This is a genomic window from Paraburkholderia sp. J69-1 (assembly GCF_905220255.1).
Lineage (GTDB): Bacteria > Pseudomonadota > Gammaproteobacteria > Burkholderiales > Burkholderiaceae > Paraburkholderia.
In genome coordinates, this window is record NZ_CAJMZG010000008.1 from 111118 (window position 1) to 129477 (window position 18360).

Genomic DNA, 18360 nt, shown 5'->3' on the forward strand with positions numbered 1-18360 from the left:
CACTGCGCCATGATCGTTTCAATCAAAACATTGAGCAAACCGATCAAAACCACCAGAGCGACCACGCTGGCCCAAGGCGTGCGCCGATCGGATCATCATTGAGGAGACTCGCATGGCCCAGATTCCTATCAAGCGTTCGATCGAGCGCGTTCCCGGCGGCATGATGATCGTGCCGTTGCTGGTCGGCTCGCTCGTGGCGACCTTCGTGCCCGGCCTGCCGAAGTTCTTCGGCTCGTTCACCAACGCCCTGTTCACCGGCGCGCTGCCGATCCTCGCGGTGTTCTACGTCTGCATGGGCGCGAGCATCGACGTGAAAGCCACGCCTTATCTGCTCAAGAAGGGCGGCGCGCTGTTCATCACCAAGGTGGGCGCGGCGATCATCGTCGGCGTGCTGATGGGGCATTTCCTCGGCGAGCAGCCGGTCGCTTCGGGTCTGTTCGCGGGGCTGTCCACGCTGGCCGTGGTCGCCGCCATGAACGACACCAACGGCGGTCTCTACATGGCGCTGATGGGCCAGTACGGCCGCTCGGAAGACGTGGGCGCGTACACCATCATGTCGCTGGAGTCGGGCCCGTTTCTCACGATGGTCACGCTGGGCGTGGCCGGTCTTTCCGCGTTTCCGTGGCAGACGCTGGTGGGCAGCATCCTGCCGCTGTGCGCCGGGATGCTGCTTGGCAATCTCGACCGCGAAATGCGCGCTTTCCTCGCGCGCGCCGTGCCGGTGATGATTCCGTTTTTCGCGCTCGCGCTGGGTGCGGGCCTCGATCTGCACAAGGTCTGGCAGGCCGGTTTGCTCGGCATCGGTATGGGCGTTGCGGTCGTGATCGTGACGGGCATTCCGCTGTATTTCGCCGATCGCGTGACCGGCGGCACGGGCGTGGCCGGTGTGGCGGCCGCCAATACGGCGGGCAATGCCGCCGCCGTGCCGGCGCTGGTCGCGGCGGCCAATCCGGTCTACGAACACGCGGCGCAAAGCGCGACGCTGCTGGTCGCGGCCTGCGTGGTGGTGACGGCGATTGCCTCGCCGGTGCTCACGGCCTGGACCGCGAAACGCGCCCAGGCGCGCGAAGCGAAGCACAATCGCGCGCAGAACAGCATGCAGAACAGCGCACAGGCTTGCGAAGGCAAGAGGCTCGCGCCATGAAGTTGCTGATCATCGCCGACGATCTTTCCGGCGCCGCCGATTGCGCGATCGGGTTCGCGAACGCGGGCCATCGCACGGTGGTGACGCTCGACGAAGCCCAGGCCGCGCACGACGCCGACGTGATCGCCGCCGACACCGACACGCGCCGTCTCGCGCCCGCCGATGCCGCTGCGCGCACCGCGCACGCGTCGGCTGCGTTGGGTCGCGAACGCCGGCTGTACAAGAAGATCGACTCGACGTTGCGCGGCAACTGGGCCGCCGAAGTCGCGGCCTTGCAGAAGCAGGCGGGCCTGGCGATCGTCGCGCCGGCGTTTCCGGCGACGGGCCGCACGGTGCGCGGCGGCGCGCTGCTCGTGCATGGCGTGCCGCTCGACCAGACCGAAACCTGGCAGCTCGAACATGCGGGCCGCAACGCCGATATGGCGGCGATGCTGGCGGCAGCGGGCCTCAAAAGCGAGCGCTTCAACGCCGCGCTGCTGCACGACGATGCGCGCGCCTTGTCGCGCCGCGTGGCGCTGATCGCTGCGGAAGGCACGGACGGCGCGCAGGCGCTGATCGTCGATGCGCAAAGCGCCGCGGATCTGCGCGCGCTCGCAGGCGCAACGCTCGAACTCGACACGCCTTTTTTCTGGGTAGGCTCGGGCGGACTCGCGCGCGAACTGGCGACGCTCGACCCGCCGCGCGCCGCAAGCCATGCCGTTGCCGATAACGCCCACCAAGACCGCGGCGGCAGCGCGCCCGGCCCGATTCTCGTGATGGTCGGCAGTCTGTCCGCCGTGGGCGAGCGTCAATGCGCGGTACTGCGCGAGCGCGTCGGTCTCGTCGAACTCGTCGTGCCGCCGGACGTGCTGCGCGCCGGTCGGTCGCACGGGCACTGGTCGCAGTGGCTGGCGCGCATCGGCGCGGCGCTCGATACGTCGCATGGCACGACGCACGACACGGCGCACGCCGATCTGCTCCTGCGCATCGGCCGCGACGACGCTTTCGATCCTGCCGAAGGCGCGCAGCTTTCGGCGATGCTGGCCGCGCTGGTCGCACCGCATTTCGCCACGCTCGGCGGTCTGATTGCCACGGGCGGCGAGACGGCGCGCGCGATGCTCGACGCGGCCGGCATTGCGTCCCTGCGCCTGATCGCCGAAATCGAAGCGGGCGTAGCCGTCGCGCGCCCGCATGCGCAGACTGCGCAGACGCCACCCGCGCATCGGCCTGCAGTGGTCACCAAGGCCGGCGCTTTCGGCACCGACGATGCGCTCTACGCCGCCTGGCGGCATCTGCGCGAGCAGGCAAACACCCCAACCGAACACAACCCGACACAGGCATGAGCGGCGCGCGGCGCCTCACAACGAGCCGCGCACCGACGCCACGCAAGCACCATTGAGGAATTTATGAGCACTTACATCCCCGTCATCGGCATCACGATGGGCGACGCCGCCGGCGTTGGCCCCGAGGTGGTCGCGAAGAGTCTCACGCATGCGACGGTCTACGCGCAGTGCCGTCCGGTCGTGATCGGCGATGCGCGCCGCCTCGAACGCGCGATCGCCATCTGCGGGCTGGAACTCGCGGTGCGGCGTGTGAACGATCCGTCCGAGGCGCGCTACGAGCCGGGCATCATCGACGTGATCGACCTGAATCTGATCCCCGACGATCTGCCGTTCGGCCAGCTTTCCCCGCTGGCGGGCGACGCTGCGTACCAGTACATCGCGCGCGCGGTCGAACTCGCGCAGGGCAAGCAGATCGACGCGATCTGCACGGCCCCGCTGAACAAGGAAGCGCTGCACGCGGGCGGTCACAAGTATCCGGGCCACACGGAAATGCTCGCGCACCTCACGGGCGTCGAAGAAGTGTCGATGATGCTGGTCGCGCCGCAACTGCGCGTGATTCACGTGACGACGCATATCGGCATCATCGACGCGATCCGCAAGATCGAGCCGGGTCTCGTGCAGCGGACGATCGAGCGCGGCAACGCCACGCTGGTGAAGGCGGGCATCGAGCGGCCGCGCATCGGCGTGTGCGGGATCAATCCGCATGCGGGCGAAAACGGTCTGTTCGGTTATGGCGAGGAAGAGGAGAAGATCGTTCCCGCCGTGAAACTGCTGCAGGAACGCGGTCTCGACGTGACCGGCCCGCTGCCCGCCGATACGCTGTTCTTCCGCGCGGGCCGCGGCGACTTCGACCTCGTGGTGGCGATGTATCACGATCAGGGCCACGGTCCGGTGAAGGTGCTGGGTCTCGAAGCGGGCGTGAACGTGACGGTGGGTCTGGAAGTGATCCGCACCTCGGTCGATCACGGCACGGCGTTCGATATCGCGGGCAAGGGCGTGGTGGACGAAGGCAGCATGCTCGAAGCGCTGCGTCAGGGCGCGGAACTGGCCACGCGCCGCTAATGGCGTTTCGCCGATAAGGCGAGCGGACGGGCTCGCGCCATCGTGTAAGATCGCCGGGTCCGTTCAGCCACCGCTTATGCAATGAAAGCTTCCGATCGTCACCGCGCCATTCTCGAACTCGTGCAAACGCGCGAGGCCAACGTCGAACAGTTGACGGAGGCGCTGGGCGTGTCGGAGGCCACGATTCGCCGCGATCTGGCGGTGCTGCACAAGCAGCGCCGTCTCGTGCGCACTTACGGCGGCGCCACGGCGCTGGTAGGCGTGCACGAACCGGAAGCGTCGCTCGAAGAGCGCAAGGCCGCGCAGCGCGAGCAGAAAGAGCTGATCGCGCTGGCCGCAGCGGCCCATGTGCGCGATGGCGACACCGTCATGCTCGACGGCGGCACCACCTGCGCCGCGCTCGCGCGCCATCTGCTCACGCGCAGCGACCTGCATGTGATCACCAACAATCTGCTGGCCGTGACCACCCTCGCGAACGCGCCGGGTATCGAAGTCACGCTGCTCGGCGGCGATCTGCGCAGTTCGAGCATGAGCACGCTCGGGCCGCTGGCGGAACTGCTGCTGTCGCGCGTGAGCGTGGATACTGCATTTCTGGGTGCGGATGGTGTGGTGGCCGGCTTCGGTCTGTGCGAAGCGAGCGCGCAGCAGGCCTCGCTCAAGGACTGCATGATCCGGCGCGCGGCGCAGGTGATCGTGCTGGCGGATTCGGACAAACTCGGCCGCGCACGCCAGCAGCACTGGACGCCGCTCGAACGCGACTGGCGGCTGATTACCTCGGCGAGCGCGACCGAAGACATGCTCGAACCGTTTCGCGCGCTGCAGCGCGTCGAGGTGGAACTGGCGGGCTAAAGCGGCGCGGCGGGCGCATTCTGGTTCCCCGTTTGCGCGCGCCTCTGGCTCTACAACCGATCGCGCTTTAGCGCGACAATCATGGCTTCCCCACCCGCGCATCGTGGAGCCGCCATGTACGTCCCCGCCCATTTCGACGAATCCCGTCCCGAAGTCCTGCACGCATTGATCGCGCAGCATCCGTTCGGCACGCTGGTCACCCACGGCGCGAGCGGGCTGGACGCCAACCACATTCCCTTCGAACTCCTTGCTAATGAGGGCGGCCCGAGCACGTTGGGCACGCTGCACGCGCACGTGGCGCGTGCCAATCCGCTCTGGCAGGACGTGAAAGACGGCGACGACGTGCTGGCGATTTTCCGCGCTGGCGACGCCTATATTTCGCCGACGTGGTATCCCAGCAAGCACGAAACGCATCGCCAGGTGCCCACGTGGAATTACGTGGTCGTGCACGCGCATGGCCGCATCCGTATTCGCGACGATGAAAAATTCGTGCGCGGCGTGGTGGCGCGCCTCACGCGCACCCACGAAGCCAGCGAGCCAAAGCCCTGGAAAATGGGCGACGCGCCCACCGATTATCTCGACACCATGCTCAAGGCTATTGTCGGGCTGGAGATCGAAATCACGCGCCTCGTGGGCAAGCGCAAGCTTGGCCAGAACAAGGAGGCGCGCGATATTCGCGGCGCGGCGCAAGCGCTGGTCGCGCGTGGCGAAGAGGCGATCGGCGGTGTGATGCTCGATCACCTCGCGGGCCTTGAAAACAAGCCCTGAAACGCGGCACGCAGCGGTTTAGAACACCAGCCGCGAATGGCCGATGCCGCCGCCTTTCTCCACGCGAATCTGCGTGGCGATGCGCTCCTTCAAGCCTTCGACGTGGCTGATCACGCCGATCATCTTGCCGCTCGCGTTGAGCGTATCGAGCGCGTCCAGCGCGATTTCGAGCGTATCGCCATCGAGCGTGCCGAAGCCTTCGTCGAGGAACAGCGAATCGATCGACGTCTTGTGGCTCACGAGATCCGATAGCGCCAGCGCCAGCGCGAGACTCACCAGGAAGCTCTCGCCGCCCGAGAGCGTGCGCGTGTCGCGCGTGGCGTCCGCCTGCCAGCCATCGACGATCTCCAGTTCCAGTTCGCCCGTCGATTTACGGCGCAGCAGATAGCGCGCGTGCAGGCGATCCAGATGGCGATTCGCGAGCGCAAGCAGATGATCGAGCGTGAGACCTTGCGCGAAGCGCCGGAACTTGTCGCCCTTCGCCGAGCCGATCAGCGAATCCAGCCGCTGCCAGAGATCGGCATCGTGTGTTTGCGCTTCGATCTGCTCGAACAGTGCGCGCTGGCTTTCGCGCTGCTGCGCGTCACGCGTCAACAGCCCGCGCTGATGACCCAGACGTTCGTTGAGCGTGGCGCTTTCTTTTTCCCGCGCGTCGAGTTGTTCGGTGAGCGCTTCGAGCGTGGCCGCGGTACGCACCGGCGGCTCGACGGCTTGCAGGCGTGTGAGCTTTTCGCGCGCGCTGTGCAGCATGGCGCTGGCGGTCTGCTGATCCTGCTCGCGTTGCTGCTTGAGGGTTTGCAGGCGCTTGCGTTCGTCCGCAGGCAGCAGGGCGGCGAGGAATTGCGCCTGATCGGCAAACGGGCTTTGCGCGAGTGCGGATTGCCACGCCTGGGTGGCTTCGTCGAAGGCCGTGCGCTGTTGCGCGAGCGTGCGTTCGAGATTCGTAAGCTGACCGTCGATCGTGGCCAGTTCGCGTGTCAGTGCATCGGCGCGGGTGGCGCTGGCTTCGAATTGTTCGGGCGATGCTTCGCCGTCTTCTTCCTCGTCATCAAATAAGGATGCCGTAAGATTGTCGCGCGCTGGCGCAGCCTGCACCGTTTCCACGCCGATGCTGGCGCAGCGCTCGCGCCATGTCTGCCATTGCGCGCGTGCGGTATCGCATTGACTGCGCTGGCGGACCTGGTCCTGCGCGAGCGATTGCAGGCGCTGTTGCGTCTGCTGCCATTCGCGCCATTGCGCGTCGCGTGTTTGCAGCCATGCAGCGGCGTCTTCAGGCAAGGTGTCCAGCGTATAGCCGCTGGCGCGCAATACATCGAGTAATGCAGCGGATTCCTGCTCGTGCGCCGCTTGCAGCGCCGCACGTTCCTGTGCGATTTCTTCGCCACGCTTCGAGAGATTCTTGAGCGACTGCGCGAGCAGGTCGGCACGGGCGCGCGCAGCCTGAAGGGTATCGGCGCAACGCGTGCTGGTTTCGCGCGCGCGGGCGAGCGCTTCTTCGGCCTGTTCGGCGGCGTCCAGATGCTGCTTGATCTGTTGGGCCGCCTGCGCCGCCGATTCGCGTGCAGCAACGAGGGCATCGGCATCTTGCCACGCATCGGCCGCGATGGGTGGCGTCGCGAGCGCGTCCCATTCTTCGCGTTGCTGCGCAATACGCGCCGCGAGCTTCTCATGCTGCGTGGCCTGCTGCGTCAAGGTCGCGCGCAGCGCCGACAACGCCTGCTCGTTTGCGCTCACCCGCTGCGCGCAAGCCTGCAGTTCGGCGCGTGCCGCCTGCAGCGCAGTCTGCGTGGCGGATTCATCGAGCGCGCGATACGCGTCGATAGCCGGATGTTCGTGCGATCCGCACAACGGGCACGCATCGCCTGGCTGCAACCGCGCGCGATGTTGCGCGAGGCTGCGAATCATCTGCTCCTGTTCGAGCAGCTTTTGCTTGTCCTCCACGCGCGACTGACTTTGCGCGTGCGCTTGCAAAAGCGCCTGCGCATCCGCCTCTTTAGCGCCGATGTCGCCTTGCGTACGCGCGAGCGATGCAGCCAGCGTTTTCTCTTCATCGGCGAGTGCGCGCCTGCGCCCGGCCACGCTTTCCCGTTGCTGCCAGCACGTCAATGCGGCCTGACCTGTGTGCCAGCTTTCGCGCAACTGCGCGAGCGTTTGCCCTGCAAGACGCGTTTGCTGCGCGCTTTGCAGCGTCTGGAGGCCGCTATCTGCTTCGGCTTTCGCGCGTTCGGCAGACGCGAGCGTCGCGGCGTGCTGCTCGATCTGCGCGCGTTGTTCGTGCTGCTGCTGCTCGCCATCGGCAAGCTGTTTTGCACGCGTGGCGATATCCGTTGCCGTGCGTTTGCGCTGCTCGAATTGCTGACGCCACGCGCCAACGCGCTCGCCAAGCTGCGCGAGATGCGCGTTCTTCGCGCACCAGCCGTCCAGTTGACGTTGCTCGGCTTCGAGCCGCGCGAGTTGCGCGTCGCTGTCGCGCACGATGCGTCCGGCCAGCGTGGCCGTTGCGCCGTAATGCTGCTTTTGCGCGCTCGAACGTTCTGCGCGCTCGCGGCGGAGCGCGGCGAGATCGGCATCCGATTGACGGCGGGCCGCTTCGCTTTGCTGCACGTGCAGATGCACGGGACGCAGCACTTCGGCGGGCTCGCTTGCCGCTAGCCGCGCCAGTTCCGGCGCGGCTGCTGCGAGCGCTGCCGCGGCCGTGGCTTCGCGCGCGAGTGCGGTCTGGGTGTCGGCTTCCGATTGCGCGAGTTCGCGCCGCCACTGTTGTTGCGCGTGCAACGTTTTGGTCTGCGCCGCGCTGGCGCTCAACTGGCCCGTCAAGTTGCCGATTTCCGCTTCGATCGCCGCGCGTTGCTGCGCATCGAGCAGTTCCATGCCCTCGGCTTTCGCGCGCAACTGCTTGAGTGCATCGCGCGCTTCGCCCGCCCGCGCGAACACGCGGCGCGAGATTTCGCCGTAGATTTCGGTGCCGGTCAGTTCTTCGAGCAATTCCGCGCGGTCGTTTTCCGTGGCGTTGAGAAACGCTGCAAAACCGCCTTGCGCCAGCAGCATCGAACGCGTGAAGCGCGGGAAATCCAGACGCGTGATTTCGGTCACACGGCGCAGCTTGTCGTTGATATGCGTGGTGAGGATCGTGCCGTCGCCGGTTGCGAGTTCGACCTTGGGCGACTGCAATGCACCATCGACCTTATCGCGCGCCCGGCGCTGACTCCAGAATGCGCGATACACCTCGCCCTTGACTTCGAACACCACTTCCGCGAGGCAATCGGCGGTGTGGCGCGTCATGATGTCGTTCGCCGACGCCGAAACCGTCTTCAAACGCGGCGTCTCGTGATAGAGCGCGAGACAGATCGCGTCGAGCAGCGTGGATTTGCCCGCGCCCGTGGGCCCGGTGATGGCGAACAGGCCGTTATCGGCGAAGGGCGGCCTGGTGAAATCGATCTGCCACTCGCCTTTGAGCGAGTTGAGATTCTTCAGGCGCAGGCTGCGGATCTTCATGCCTCGCCCTCCACGGTGGACGCGACCACGGCTTTGTAGCGCGTGGTGAGCGCGTCGCGGATATCGTCGTCGAGCGTTTCGTGCGCGAGACGGCGCGCGAACACGTCGAGGGGATCGAGTTCGTCGAGCGTCACGCCCGTATCGGCGGAGAGCTGCGCGCGCGCGTTGCCGCGCTCGCGGCGAATGCGCAGTACCTCCACGGGCAGGCCTTCGATCATGGTCTGGATGCGCGCGGGCAAATCGGCCAGATAGTCGTCTTCGGCCACGGTGACTTCGATCCACGCGGGGCAGTCGGGCGTGGCGTGCTGCGCGGCCTGCGCCAATGCTGCGGGCAGCGTCTTGAGATTGCCCTTGAGCGCGATGAGCGTCTGGAATACGGGCACCGGCAGCGGCGTGACGGCTTCGAGACCCGCTTCGCCCAGATCGACCAGCAGCATTTCCTTCTGCTGGGTGGCTTCATCGAAACTCAATGCAATTGGCGAGCCGCTATAGCGGATGTGCGCCAGCCCGCCCACTTTCTGCGGACGATGAATATGGCCCAGCGCAATGTAATCGACGGGCGGAAACGCGCTGGTGGGAAACGCTTCGAGCGCGCCCACGTAAATCTCGCGTACCGATTCGCTCGCACTCGCGCCTACGGTGGTGAGATGGCCGGTTGCGATCAGCGGGACGGCGTGGCCGAGTTCGGCTTCCAGCGTTTTGCGCTGCGCGTCGGCGGCCGAGAAAACCGCTTGATAATAGGCCTGGATCGCCAGTTGCAGGGTTTGCTGCTTCTGTTGGGCGCTCTGGCCGAACTCGCTTTGCATTACGTCGCGCGCGCGAATGAAGGGCACGGCGCACACCACGCAGCCCGGCGTTTTCTGCGCTACGCCATCGGTGCGCGTGCGCAGCGGCAGCACGCGCACTTGCGCCTCGGGCGCATCCGCGTGAGGCACGACGCGCGCGGACAATCGCTCCAGCAAGGCACTGCTTTCGCGCAGCGTCGCCACCGAATCGTGATTGCCGCCCAGCAGCAGCAACGCCACGCCCGCTGCATGCAGACTCACCACGAGATCGCTATAGAGTTCGCGCGCGTAGCTGGGCGGCGTGCCGGTATCAAAGATGTCGCCGGCGATCAGTACGGCATCGACGCTGTGCAGGTCGACCTGAGCCACGAGCCAGTCGATCAGTTGCCGATGTTCGGCCTGACGGCTCTTGCCCATGAAGTTCTGGCCCAGATGCCAGTCCGAGGTGTGAAGAAGACGCATGTGGATTCGTGGTAGTGCGGGGTGCGCGAGTGCTGCGATTGTAGTGCAGGCGGGTGGGGCGCGATGCGCTCAAGGCGTGCGCGCTTCGCGCCGCACCGCTTGCGGCGGCACGCCGAAGCCGCGCATAAAGGCTTCGCGCATATGACGGCGGTCGCGAAAGCCGGTTTCTTTCGCGATCACATCGAGCGGATGGCGGCTCTGCTCGATCATCAGACGCGCCGCTTCCAGCCGCAGACCTTCGATTGCCTTGGCCGGCGATTGCCCGGTTTCGAGCGTAAAAACACGGCTGAACTGACGCGGACTCAAATGCACGCGCTCAGCCAGTTCCTCCACCGTGAGCGCGCCGTGGAGATTTTGCCGCGCGTAGTTGAGCGCGTTCTGGATGCGGTCCGACTTGGGGGCGAGATCGAGCATTTCCGAATGCTGCGACTGGCCGCCCGCGCGGCGCTGATGCATCACCAGTTTGTGGGCCACGGAGCGCGCGATGTCGGTGCCCAGGTCTTTTTCGACCATCGCCAGCGCGAGATCGAGCCCCGCCGTCATGCCCGCCGAGGTCCAGATCGGCCCGTCGACGATATAGATGCGATCTTCTTCCACGCGAATGTCCGGAAAGCGCCGTTGCATTTCGCGGCCGTACGCCCAATGCGTGGTGGCGCGCCGCTGCGCGAGCAGGCCCGCTTCGGCCAGCACGAAGCCGCCCGTGCAGATGCCGGCGATGCGCCGCGCGCGCGGCGCCGTCTTGCGCAGAAATGCGAGGACTTTTGCGGGCGGTGGCTCGATCAGCGGGTCGTTGACGCCCGCGACGATCCACGTATCGACTTCGATACGGCCCCGCAGCGCGCGCGTGCCCACCGGAATATTCAGCGACGAGCGCACCGCGCCGCCCTCGATCGACCAGGTGTCGAGCGCGTAGAAGGTCTCGCCAGCGGTCATGTTCGCGTGCTCGAACACCGACTGCGGGGCGAGCGTGATCATCTGAAAGCCTTCGGTCAGAAGAAAGCCGATTCGGTGCATGTCCGTTCTCCGGTCATCGATGTCCGAAATCATACCTAAATACGTCATTTCCGTCGCAGCGTGAAATCGCCAGAATGCACTCACGGCATCACCACGAAAACCCATGAACGGAGTCACATCATGACGCAGGCTTATGCAGGAACCGCGCTTATTACGGGCGCATCGTCGGGCATCGGTGCGGTTTACGCCGAACGCCTTGCGGCGCGCGGCTACGACCTGATTCTGGTTGCCCGCAACCGCGAGCGCCTGATCGCGCTGGCCGAGCGCATCACCACGCAAACGCGTCGCAGCGTCGAGATCATCGACGCCGATCTGAACAAGCGCACCGATCTCGCCACTATCGAAGCCAAACTCAAAGCCGACGCCAGCATCACGCTGCTGGTGAACAACGCGGGCGTGGGCACGCACACATCGCTGCTGGAAAGCGATGTCGATGCGATGACGCGCCTGATCGACCTCAATGTGAGCGCGCTCACGCGGCTGACTTACGCGGCGGTGCCGGGGTTCGTGGCGCGCGGCAAGGGCGCGGTCATCAATATTTCGTCGATCGTGGCGATTTCGCCGGAAACGCTCAACGGCGTGTACGGCGGCAGCAAGGCGTTCGTGCTGGCATTCAGCCAGTCGCTGCATCACGAACTGGCTGGCAAGGGCGTGCAGGTGCAGGCGGTGCTGCCGGGCGCCACGGCCACGGACTTCTGGCAGACCGGCGGCCTGCCCATCGAACATCTGCCGCCGGAGATCGTCATGTCTGCGCAGGCGTTGGTGGACGCGGCGCTCAAGGGCTTCGAGCGCGGCGAACTCGTGACGATTCCCTCGCTTCACGCAGGCGAAGAGTGGGACGCCTACGAGGCCGCGCGGCGCACGATGGCGCCGCATTTGTCGAGCAATACGGCTGCGCGCCGCTATACGGCGGCGTGATTCAGGAAACAAGGTATCTCACAGCAGTCATGCATTTCATTTGATAAGGATATCGAATCATGAAACTCACTGGAAACACGGTTTTCATTACCGGCGGTACTTCGGGAATCGGCCGCGCATTGGCCGAAGCGCTCAGCGCGCGTGGCAACAAGGTCATCGTTGCGGGCCGGCGCAAGGCGCTGCTCGATGAAATCGCCGCGCAGAACCCGTCTATCGATACCGTCGAACTGGATATCGGCAACGCCGCGCAGATTCAGCAAGTCGCGCAGCAACTGATCGCGCGTTATCCGGCGCTGAATGTGGTGATCAATAACGCAGGCATCATGCCTTTCGACGATGCCGGCGGCGCGCTGGACGACGCACAGGCCGTGCGTCTCGTCGAGACGAATCTGCTCGGCCCCGTGCGCGTGAGCGCGGCCTTTGTCGAGCATCTGAAGCGCCAGCCCGAGTCGTGGATCATCAACAATAGTTCGGTGCTGGCGTATGTGCCGCTTGCGGGCACGGCGCTTTATTCCGCTACCAAGGCGGCGATCCACTCGTACACGCTTTCGCAACGCTTCGTGCTGCGCAATACCCGCGTGCGCGTGCTGGAAATCGCGCCGCCCTGGGTGGATACCGATCTGATCGTCAAGAGCGGCGACCCGCGCGCGATGCCGCTCGACGCCTTTATCGCCGAGACCCTGGAGCGGCTGGCAACCGCCACCACGGAAGTGCTGGTCGAAGCGGCGAAACCGATGCGCGACAACGCTGGCCCGAACGAACATGCGTTCGTGGAGCAGTTCAACCAGCATGTCGTCGATAACCCGATTCCGGTGGCGTAAGCGGCCGGGGCGGCCGGGCTGGAATTCTGTCTCGTAGGGTGGGGGCGGCGCTTCGCGTTATCATTGCCCCCATCACCGAACGGTCCAACAGATTCAAGCAGGTTCCAGCCGCCAATGGCCACAAAGAATACGACTGGCGCGCGCCGTAGCGCGGCGCCGGGCAAGCGCGAAGCGCTGCCTGCCGAGGAGACGCAAGCCGCCCAAACGGAAACCGAAACCGACGACGAGGGCGGCGGCGCTTCCACCTATCTCGTCCCCGGGCTCGAGCGCGGGCTGCGCATTCTGGCGGAATTTTCAGCGCGCGAGCCGGTGCTGGGTGCGCCCGAACTGTCGCGGCGCATCGGCATTCCGCGCACCACCACATTTCGTTTGCTGCAGACGCTCGAAGCGCTCGGCTTTATCGAGCGCGCCAAAGGCGACCGGGAGTACCGGCTGAGCGTGGCGGTGCTGCGTCTGGGCTTCGAATACCTGAGTTCGCTCGAACTGACCGACTTCGGCACGCCGGTGCTGGAGCGCCTGCGCGACGCCACCGGCCTGAGCACGCATCTGCTGATCCGCGATCAGCGCGACGTCGTGTTCGTTGCCAAGGCGCAGACGCGCGAACCGATGTTCAGTTCCGTGAAGGTGCATGTGGGCACGCGCCTGCCTGCGCACGCGACCGTGCACGGCCAGGTGCTGATGGGCGATCTCACGCTTGTCGAACTGCGCGCGCTGTATCCCGAGAAGCAACTCGAACGCTTTACCGAACGCACGCCCGCCACGGTGGCCGATCTCTACGCGCGCGTGCGCGAGTTCGCGGAGCAGGGCTATGCGCTCAGCGAAGCGTCGTTCGAAACGGGGATTTCGGTGGTGAGCGCGCCGGTGCGCGATCAGTCCACTCGCATCGTGGCCGCGCTCACGGCGACGGTGCCGCGCTCGGATATCGGCGATGTCGAACGCGGGCCGCTCGTTTCCGCTGTGTGCGCAGCGGCGATGGAGCTTTCCGCGTGCCTGAATTACCGGCCGCTGCCCGGCGACCCGACAGCGGCGCAGGCCATGCAAGCCACGCCGAAGCGCAGCCTGCACGGCGGTTGACCGGCGGTTGACTATCCGCCGTATCAGAACGAGTGGTGGATGCCGGTCAGCACGATGGTCTGATTGCGGCCGCTCGAGACGCCCGCCGTGAAGAACGCCGCATTGGCGTTCGAATTGGCGTGCTCGTAGAGCGCGTTCACATAGACCTGCGTGCTCTTCGAGAGCGCGTACACATCGCCCACCATCAGCTGGGTCCAGCGGCGGCCCGAAAGCGTCGAGGTGGCGGCGCCACCGACGATGCTGTTGGCCGTCGTCATCTGGTAGTTCAGGCCTGCGTCGTAGCTCTGGAACGTGTCCGAATAGCCGTTCGACTGCAGCTTGGTGCGCGTGTACAGACCGTGCACCAGCACCTTGCCGAACGAATACGACGCGCCGATCCCCATGTTCTCCACCTTGCTCGCCACATAGCTTGAGGCGGCCTGACCCTGGAAGGTCGTGAGGCCGGTGGTGGACATCGACACGGTGCGATCGTGCTCGTTCGACCACGTCGCGCCGGCCTTGAACGGGCCGTTCGCATAGCTGAGCGAAAAGCCCATCGTGCGGCCGTTCGAGAAGTTCGTCGTATTGCCGAGGCCGAGCATCGCGCCGGCGGTGAAGCCATAAAATTCAGGAGAACGATACTTCACCGAGTTGTCGTAAGGCACGACGCCAGTATCGGCCAGCTGGTCGATATTGCCCGGATGGAACGCGTACCAGCTCGCCGCGAGATAGGCGGTGCTGAACGGATCGAGCACGTCGAACGCGAACGGCGTCTGATGGCCGAACGTGAGCGTGCCGAACTGATCGGAACTCAAACCCACATACGCCTGGCGATTGAACAGCGTATTGGACTTCGCCATCGCGCCGGTGTTGGTGTAGAAGCCGTTTTCCAGCTGGAAGATCGCCTTCAGGCCGCCGCCCAGGTCCTCACGGCCGCGCAGGCCCCAGCGGTCGGGCTGCATATTGCCCTGTTCTTCCATCCACTTCGAATGGCCACCCACGTTGCTGACGTAGGCCACGCCTGCATCCAGGCTGCCGTATAGCGTGACGCTGCTTTGCGCCCATGCAGACGAGACGGCGCAGATCCCCGTCAATCCCGCGGCAATGAAGTGTTTCAACTTTGGACTCCTGATCGTATGACGAAAGGCCGGACACGCAAATCCGGCTCAGCTAACCCCTCGGCACTACCAACGGCGCGGCGCGCTTCTGGGTGGCGGCTCGCTTCGCAATGCACAGTGCATCTATTTGTTCCATATATGGATAGATGTGCTGCCTATGGAAAGTATAGTGATTCCCGCGGGACGCCAAAATACTTTTCTGGGACGGTAGTTGCCCCAGGTGCGTCATTGCCCGAAGGCTGCGATTACGCGCGCAACATGCTTTGTCAAAGGGGTTTTGAGCGCGACGGCGAGACTCGCTGCAACTCCGCGCGCACCCTTTCCAGGATTGGCTCGGTGTTTTCCCCAGGGGCGTCGGATTTTTATTTTGTCCATGCGAAACGACTTCTATAATGACCATACATAAACTAATGTTCCGTATGTGGAACACGGTTGATCGGGAAAGGTGAGAAATGGCTGAAGAATGGCGCTGCGCCGGGCATGCCGGCGATCTGTCCGAAGACGGTCCGATCGAGTTCAAGCTCGATGGCACGGAGATCGGCATCTACAAGGTGGGCGACGAGGTTTATGCGCTGGAAAACGTGTGCCCGCACGCGTATGCGCTGCTGACGCAAGGTTTCGTCGACGAAGGCACGGTCGAGTGTCCGCTGCATGAAGCGGTGTTCGACATCAAGACCGGCCAGTGCATCAAGGGTCCCGGTGGCCGTGCGCTGAAGCAATACGCCGTGCGCCTCGCCGGCGAAGAAATCCAGATCAAGGTGGAATGACATGCGAGAAACCCCTGTGAACTTCAATCCGATGCTCAAGCCGTGGCTCGCGCCGCAGCCGAACAACGTCGCCGGCAAGGGCGTGATCGAGCAGCCGGGCCAGCAGGAAAACATGGTCTGGCAGAACCGCAAGGCCGAGCCGACGCAATACGAAAACGACTTCGGCGATGCACTGGAACAAGTGTTCGAAGCGGGCGCCGTCGAACTCGACGACGTGGTCGCTGGCCTGAACCGTATCGGTTTCCGCACGCCGGAAGGCTCGCCCTGGAACGCCGAGCGCCTCGCCGCCGAATTCCGTCTGCTCGCTGACTAAGCGGCGCACGGACACCCCGAACACGGAGACCCCCACATGACCTCCCCCACATCCGAAGCCGCTGCAGTCGGCGCCGATCCGATTCGCGCTTACCTGGATCGCGGCATCAAGAACTACTGGTATCCCGTTGCACCGAGCTGGCAGGTGGGCGACGCGCCCATCGGCATCACGCGTCTGGGCGAACAGATCGTGCTGTGGCGCGACAAGAACGGCCAGGTCAACGCACTCGAAGACCGCTGCCCGCACCGCGGTGCGCGTCTGTCGCTGGGCTGGAACCTGGGCAATCGCGTGGCCTGCTGGTATCACGGCATCGAAGTCGATGGCAGCGGCACCGTACAAAGCGTGCCGGCCGTTTCGGCGTGCCCGCTCGAAGGGCAGACGTGCGTGAAGTCGTATCCGGCGCAGGAACATGCCGGCGCGATCTTCCTGTGGTTCGGCGACGAAGCGCACAAGGAACCCGCGCCGCTGCAACTGCCCGAGGAACTGGTCGGCGAGGAATACGCCAGCTTCCTGTGCATGTCGCACTGGAAGTGCAATTACCAGTACGCCATCGACAACGTCATGGACCCGATGCACGGCGCGTATCTGCACGCGACTTCGCACTCGATGGCCGAAGGCGACAAGCAGGCCGATATGCGCGTGCGTAAAACTGACACCGGCCTCATGTTCGAGAAGGTCGGTCAGCGCGACGTGAATTTCGACTGGGTTGAACTGGGCGAAACCGGCACGCTCTGGATGCGTCTGGAAATTCCGTACAAGAAGAAGTTCGGCCCGGGCGGCAACTTCGGCATCATCGGCTTCGCGGTTCCGGTCGACGAAGACAACTGCCAGGTTTACTTCTGGCGCACGCGCAAGGTGCAGGGCTGGCAGCGCGACGCATGGCGCTTCCTGTATCGCAATCGCCTGGAAGGTCTGCACTGGGCCGTGCTCGAACAGGATCGCTACGTTCTGGAAAGCATGGCGCCGAATGCGCGCGATCAGGAATTCCTCTATCAGCATGATGTGGGCATGACGCGTGTGCGCCGCATGCTGCGCCAGCGTGCACAGCAGCATATGGCCGACCTCGAAGCGTTCCGCGCGCAACAGCCCGCTGCGGGCGAACAAGCCGGGCACAGCCATGCATAACGCGATTCAGGGCGCACTCGCAGGCCGTCGCGTGATCGTCACGGGCGGTGCGCGCGGTCTCGGCGCGGCGTTCGTGAGCGCGCTGGCACAAAGCGGCGCGCGCGTCGTGTTCGGCGATGTGCTGCGCGACGCGGGCGAAGCGCTGGCGCGCTCGCTCGCCTCGGAAGGCCACGACGCGGCGTTCCTGCCGCTCGATCTGGCACAGCCGGACAGCATCAACGCCTTTGTCGAAGCGGCGGCACAGCGCATGGGCGGCGTGGACGCGCTCATCAACAACGCGGCCATCACGAACTCGGGCGGCAAGTTCGCCAGCGAGATCGCGGTGGACACGTGGGACGCCGTGATGGACGTGAACGTGCGCGGCACGTGGCTCATGTGCACGGCGGCGCAGCCCTGGCTGCGCGAGTCGGGTCGCGGCGCGATTGTGAATATCGCTTCGGACACCGCACTATGGGGCGCGCCCAAGCTGCTCGCCTATGTGGCCAGCAAGGGCGCCGTGATTGCGATGACGCATTCGCTCGCCCGCGAATTCGGCGCTGACAACATCACCGTCAACGCCATCGCGCCGGGTCTGACCGAAGTGGAAGCGACGGCCTATGTGCCGGCCGCGCGCCACGCGTATTACCTCGAAGGCCGCGCCTTGCAGCGCGCCCAGGTGCCCGACGATGTCACGGGCCCCGTGTTGTTCCTGCTGGGCGATGCCGCGCGTTTCGTGACCGGCCAGTTGCTGCCGGTAAACGGCGGCTTTGTGATGAATTGATCCGTTCGAATCGAACGTTCGAAAGCTAGAAAGGAGAAAGCGATGGCCGATGCCGATATCGAAAGCAAGTCGTGGGACCGTCCCGCCGAGGCGAGCTTTGACGACTGGATGAACAGCCGCGTGGCGCGCTATGAAACGCGCCGCTACGACTGGGACGCCCTGAAGTTCCAGGCCGATTACGACCCGAAGTACCGCCGCGCGCAGATGCGCTACGTGGGCACGGGCGGCACGGGCGTGGCGAAGGACAGCAACACGGTGCCTTCGGGCGGCTTCACGTTCTCGACGATGGTGATTCCGGCCGGCAACATCGGCCCGAGCCACATCCATATCGACGTGGAAGAAATCTTCTTCGTGCTGCGCGGCAAGATGAAGGTGATCTGCGAGAAAGACGGCGAAACGTGGGAAGCCGTGCTGGGCGAACGCGATCTGATCTCGGTGCCGCCGGGCGTTTATCGCACGGAAATCAACGTTGGCGAAGAAGACGCGCTGATGTGCGTGATGCTCGGTTCGCCGAAGCCGATCACGCCGACGTATCCGCCGGATTCGCCGCTCGCGAAGATCAAGCGCGAGATGCAGAAGTAAGT

General features: G+C 65.0%; 17 protein-coding genes. 13 read left to right on the forward strand and 4 right to left on the reverse strand.

The window, feature by feature from the left end:
• The first annotated feature begins 112 nt into the window (after positions 1-112).
• The 5 genes from U5A67_RS16285 to U5A67_RS16305 all read left to right on the forward strand — a co-directional run bounded on the left by U5A67_RS16285 (position 113) and on the right by U5A67_RS16305 (position 5145).
• Positions 113-1144, forward strand: coding sequence for a 2-keto-3-deoxygluconate permease (locus U5A67_RS16285; RefSeq protein WP_321815376.1), 1032 nt, complete (start codon positions 113-115; stop codon positions 1142-1144).
• Entirely contained in the window at positions 1141-2466 is a 1326-nt protein-coding gene (locus tag U5A67_RS16290; RefSeq protein ID WP_321815375.1) for a four-carbon acid sugar kinase family protein, read from the forward strand. Before U5A67_RS16285 ends, U5A67_RS16290 begins: the two co-directional genes overlap by 4 nt.
• 63 nt (positions 2467-2529) lie before the next feature.
• Positions 2530-3528, forward strand: coding sequence for a 4-hydroxythreonine-4-phosphate dehydrogenase PdxA (gene pdxA, locus U5A67_RS16295; protein ID WP_321815374.1), 999 nt, complete (start codon positions 2530-2532; stop codon positions 3526-3528).
• An 81-nt stretch (positions 3529-3609) separates the two neighbouring features.
• Positions 3610-4377 (forward strand): DeoR/GlpR family DNA-binding transcription regulator, encoded by a 768-nt coding sequence (locus tag U5A67_RS16300; protein ID WP_205984564.1) that lies wholly within the window; start codon positions 3610-3612, stop codon positions 4375-4377.
• A gap of 114 nt (positions 4378-4491) precedes the next feature.
• Positions 4492-5145 carry an FMN-binding negative transcriptional regulator gene (locus U5A67_RS16305; protein ID WP_321815373.1) on the forward strand — a complete coding sequence of 218 codons (654 nt, stop codon included), beginning with the start codon at positions 4492-4494 and terminating at the stop codon, positions 5143-5145.
• An 18-nt stretch (positions 5146-5163) separates the two neighbouring features.
• Here the strand turns inward: U5A67_RS16305 and U5A67_RS16310 are convergent, their stop codons facing one another.
• From U5A67_RS16310 to U5A67_RS16320, 3 genes are all read right to left on the reverse strand, one after another.
• Complete coding sequence (locus tag U5A67_RS16310; protein ID WP_321815372.1) at positions 5164-8640, reverse strand: AAA family ATPase; 3477 nt, start codon at positions 8638-8640, stop codon at positions 5164-5166.
• Positions 8637-9887: an exonuclease subunit SbcD gene (sbcD, locus tag U5A67_RS16315; protein ID WP_321815371.1), complete on the reverse strand. Its 1251-nt coding sequence runs from the start codon at positions 9885-9887 to the stop codon at positions 8637-8639. Before sbcD ends, U5A67_RS16310 begins: the two co-directional genes overlap by 4 nt.
• 69 nt (positions 9888-9956) lie before the next feature.
• On the reverse strand, positions 9957-10901 hold the full coding sequence (locus U5A67_RS16320; RefSeq protein WP_321815370.1) for a GlxA family transcriptional regulator: 945 nt from the start codon (positions 10899-10901) through the stop codon (positions 9957-9959).
• Between the two features lie 120 nt (positions 10902-11021).
• On the opposite strand from U5A67_RS16320, the gene U5A67_RS16325 reads away from it, so the two are divergent.
• From U5A67_RS16325 to U5A67_RS16335, 3 genes are all read left to right on the forward strand, one after another.
• Positions 11022-11819 (forward strand): SDR family oxidoreductase, encoded by a 798-nt coding sequence (locus U5A67_RS16325; RefSeq protein ID WP_321815369.1) that lies wholly within the window; start codon positions 11022-11024, stop codon positions 11817-11819.
• A gap of 59 nt (positions 11820-11878) precedes the next feature.
• Complete coding sequence (locus U5A67_RS16330) at positions 11879-12640, forward strand: SDR family oxidoreductase (RefSeq protein ID WP_321815368.1); 762 nt, start codon at positions 11879-11881, stop codon at positions 12638-12640.
• Between the two features lie 114 nt (positions 12641-12754).
• A complete protein-coding gene (locus U5A67_RS16335) occupies positions 12755-13714 on the forward strand; it encodes an IclR family transcriptional regulator (RefSeq protein WP_321815367.1) in 960 nt (319 codons plus the stop codon).
• A 23-nt stretch (positions 13715-13737) separates the two neighbouring features.
• Here U5A67_RS16335 and U5A67_RS16340 read toward each other — a convergent pair whose 3' ends face one another.
• Positions 13738-14811, reverse strand: coding sequence for a porin (locus U5A67_RS16340; RefSeq protein ID WP_321815366.1), 1074 nt, complete (start codon positions 14809-14811; stop codon positions 13738-13740).
• Between the two features lie 452 nt (positions 14812-15263).
• On the opposite strand from U5A67_RS16340, the gene U5A67_RS16345 reads away from it, so the two are divergent.
• From U5A67_RS16345 to U5A67_RS16365, 5 genes are read left to right on the forward strand one after another with little or no spacing between them, the layout of a single operon-like run.
• Positions 15264-15578 (forward strand): non-heme iron oxygenase ferredoxin subunit, encoded by a 315-nt coding sequence (locus U5A67_RS16345; RefSeq protein WP_205984573.1) that lies wholly within the window; start codon positions 15264-15266, stop codon positions 15576-15578.
• A gap of 1 nt (position 15579) precedes the next feature.
• Entirely contained in the window at positions 15580-15891 is a 312-nt protein-coding gene (locus U5A67_RS16350) for a recombinase-like helix-turn-helix domain-containing protein (protein WP_205984574.1), read from the forward strand.
• Between the two features lie 36 nt (positions 15892-15927).
• Positions 15928-17016: an aromatic ring-hydroxylating dioxygenase subunit alpha gene (locus tag U5A67_RS16355; RefSeq protein ID WP_321815365.1), complete on the forward strand. Its 1089-nt coding sequence runs from the start codon at positions 15928-15930 to the stop codon at positions 17014-17016.
• On the forward strand, positions 17009-17776 hold the full coding sequence (locus U5A67_RS16360; RefSeq protein WP_321815364.1) for an SDR family oxidoreductase: 768 nt from the start codon (positions 17009-17011) through the stop codon (positions 17774-17776). The genes U5A67_RS16355 and U5A67_RS16360 overlap by 8 nt, the downstream gene beginning before the upstream one ends.
• 42 nt (positions 17777-17818) lie before the next feature.
• Complete coding sequence (locus tag U5A67_RS16365; protein ID WP_205984577.1) at positions 17819-18358, forward strand: cupin domain-containing protein; 540 nt, start codon at positions 17819-17821, stop codon at positions 18356-18358.
• Positions 18359-18360: the final 2 nt, after the last annotated feature.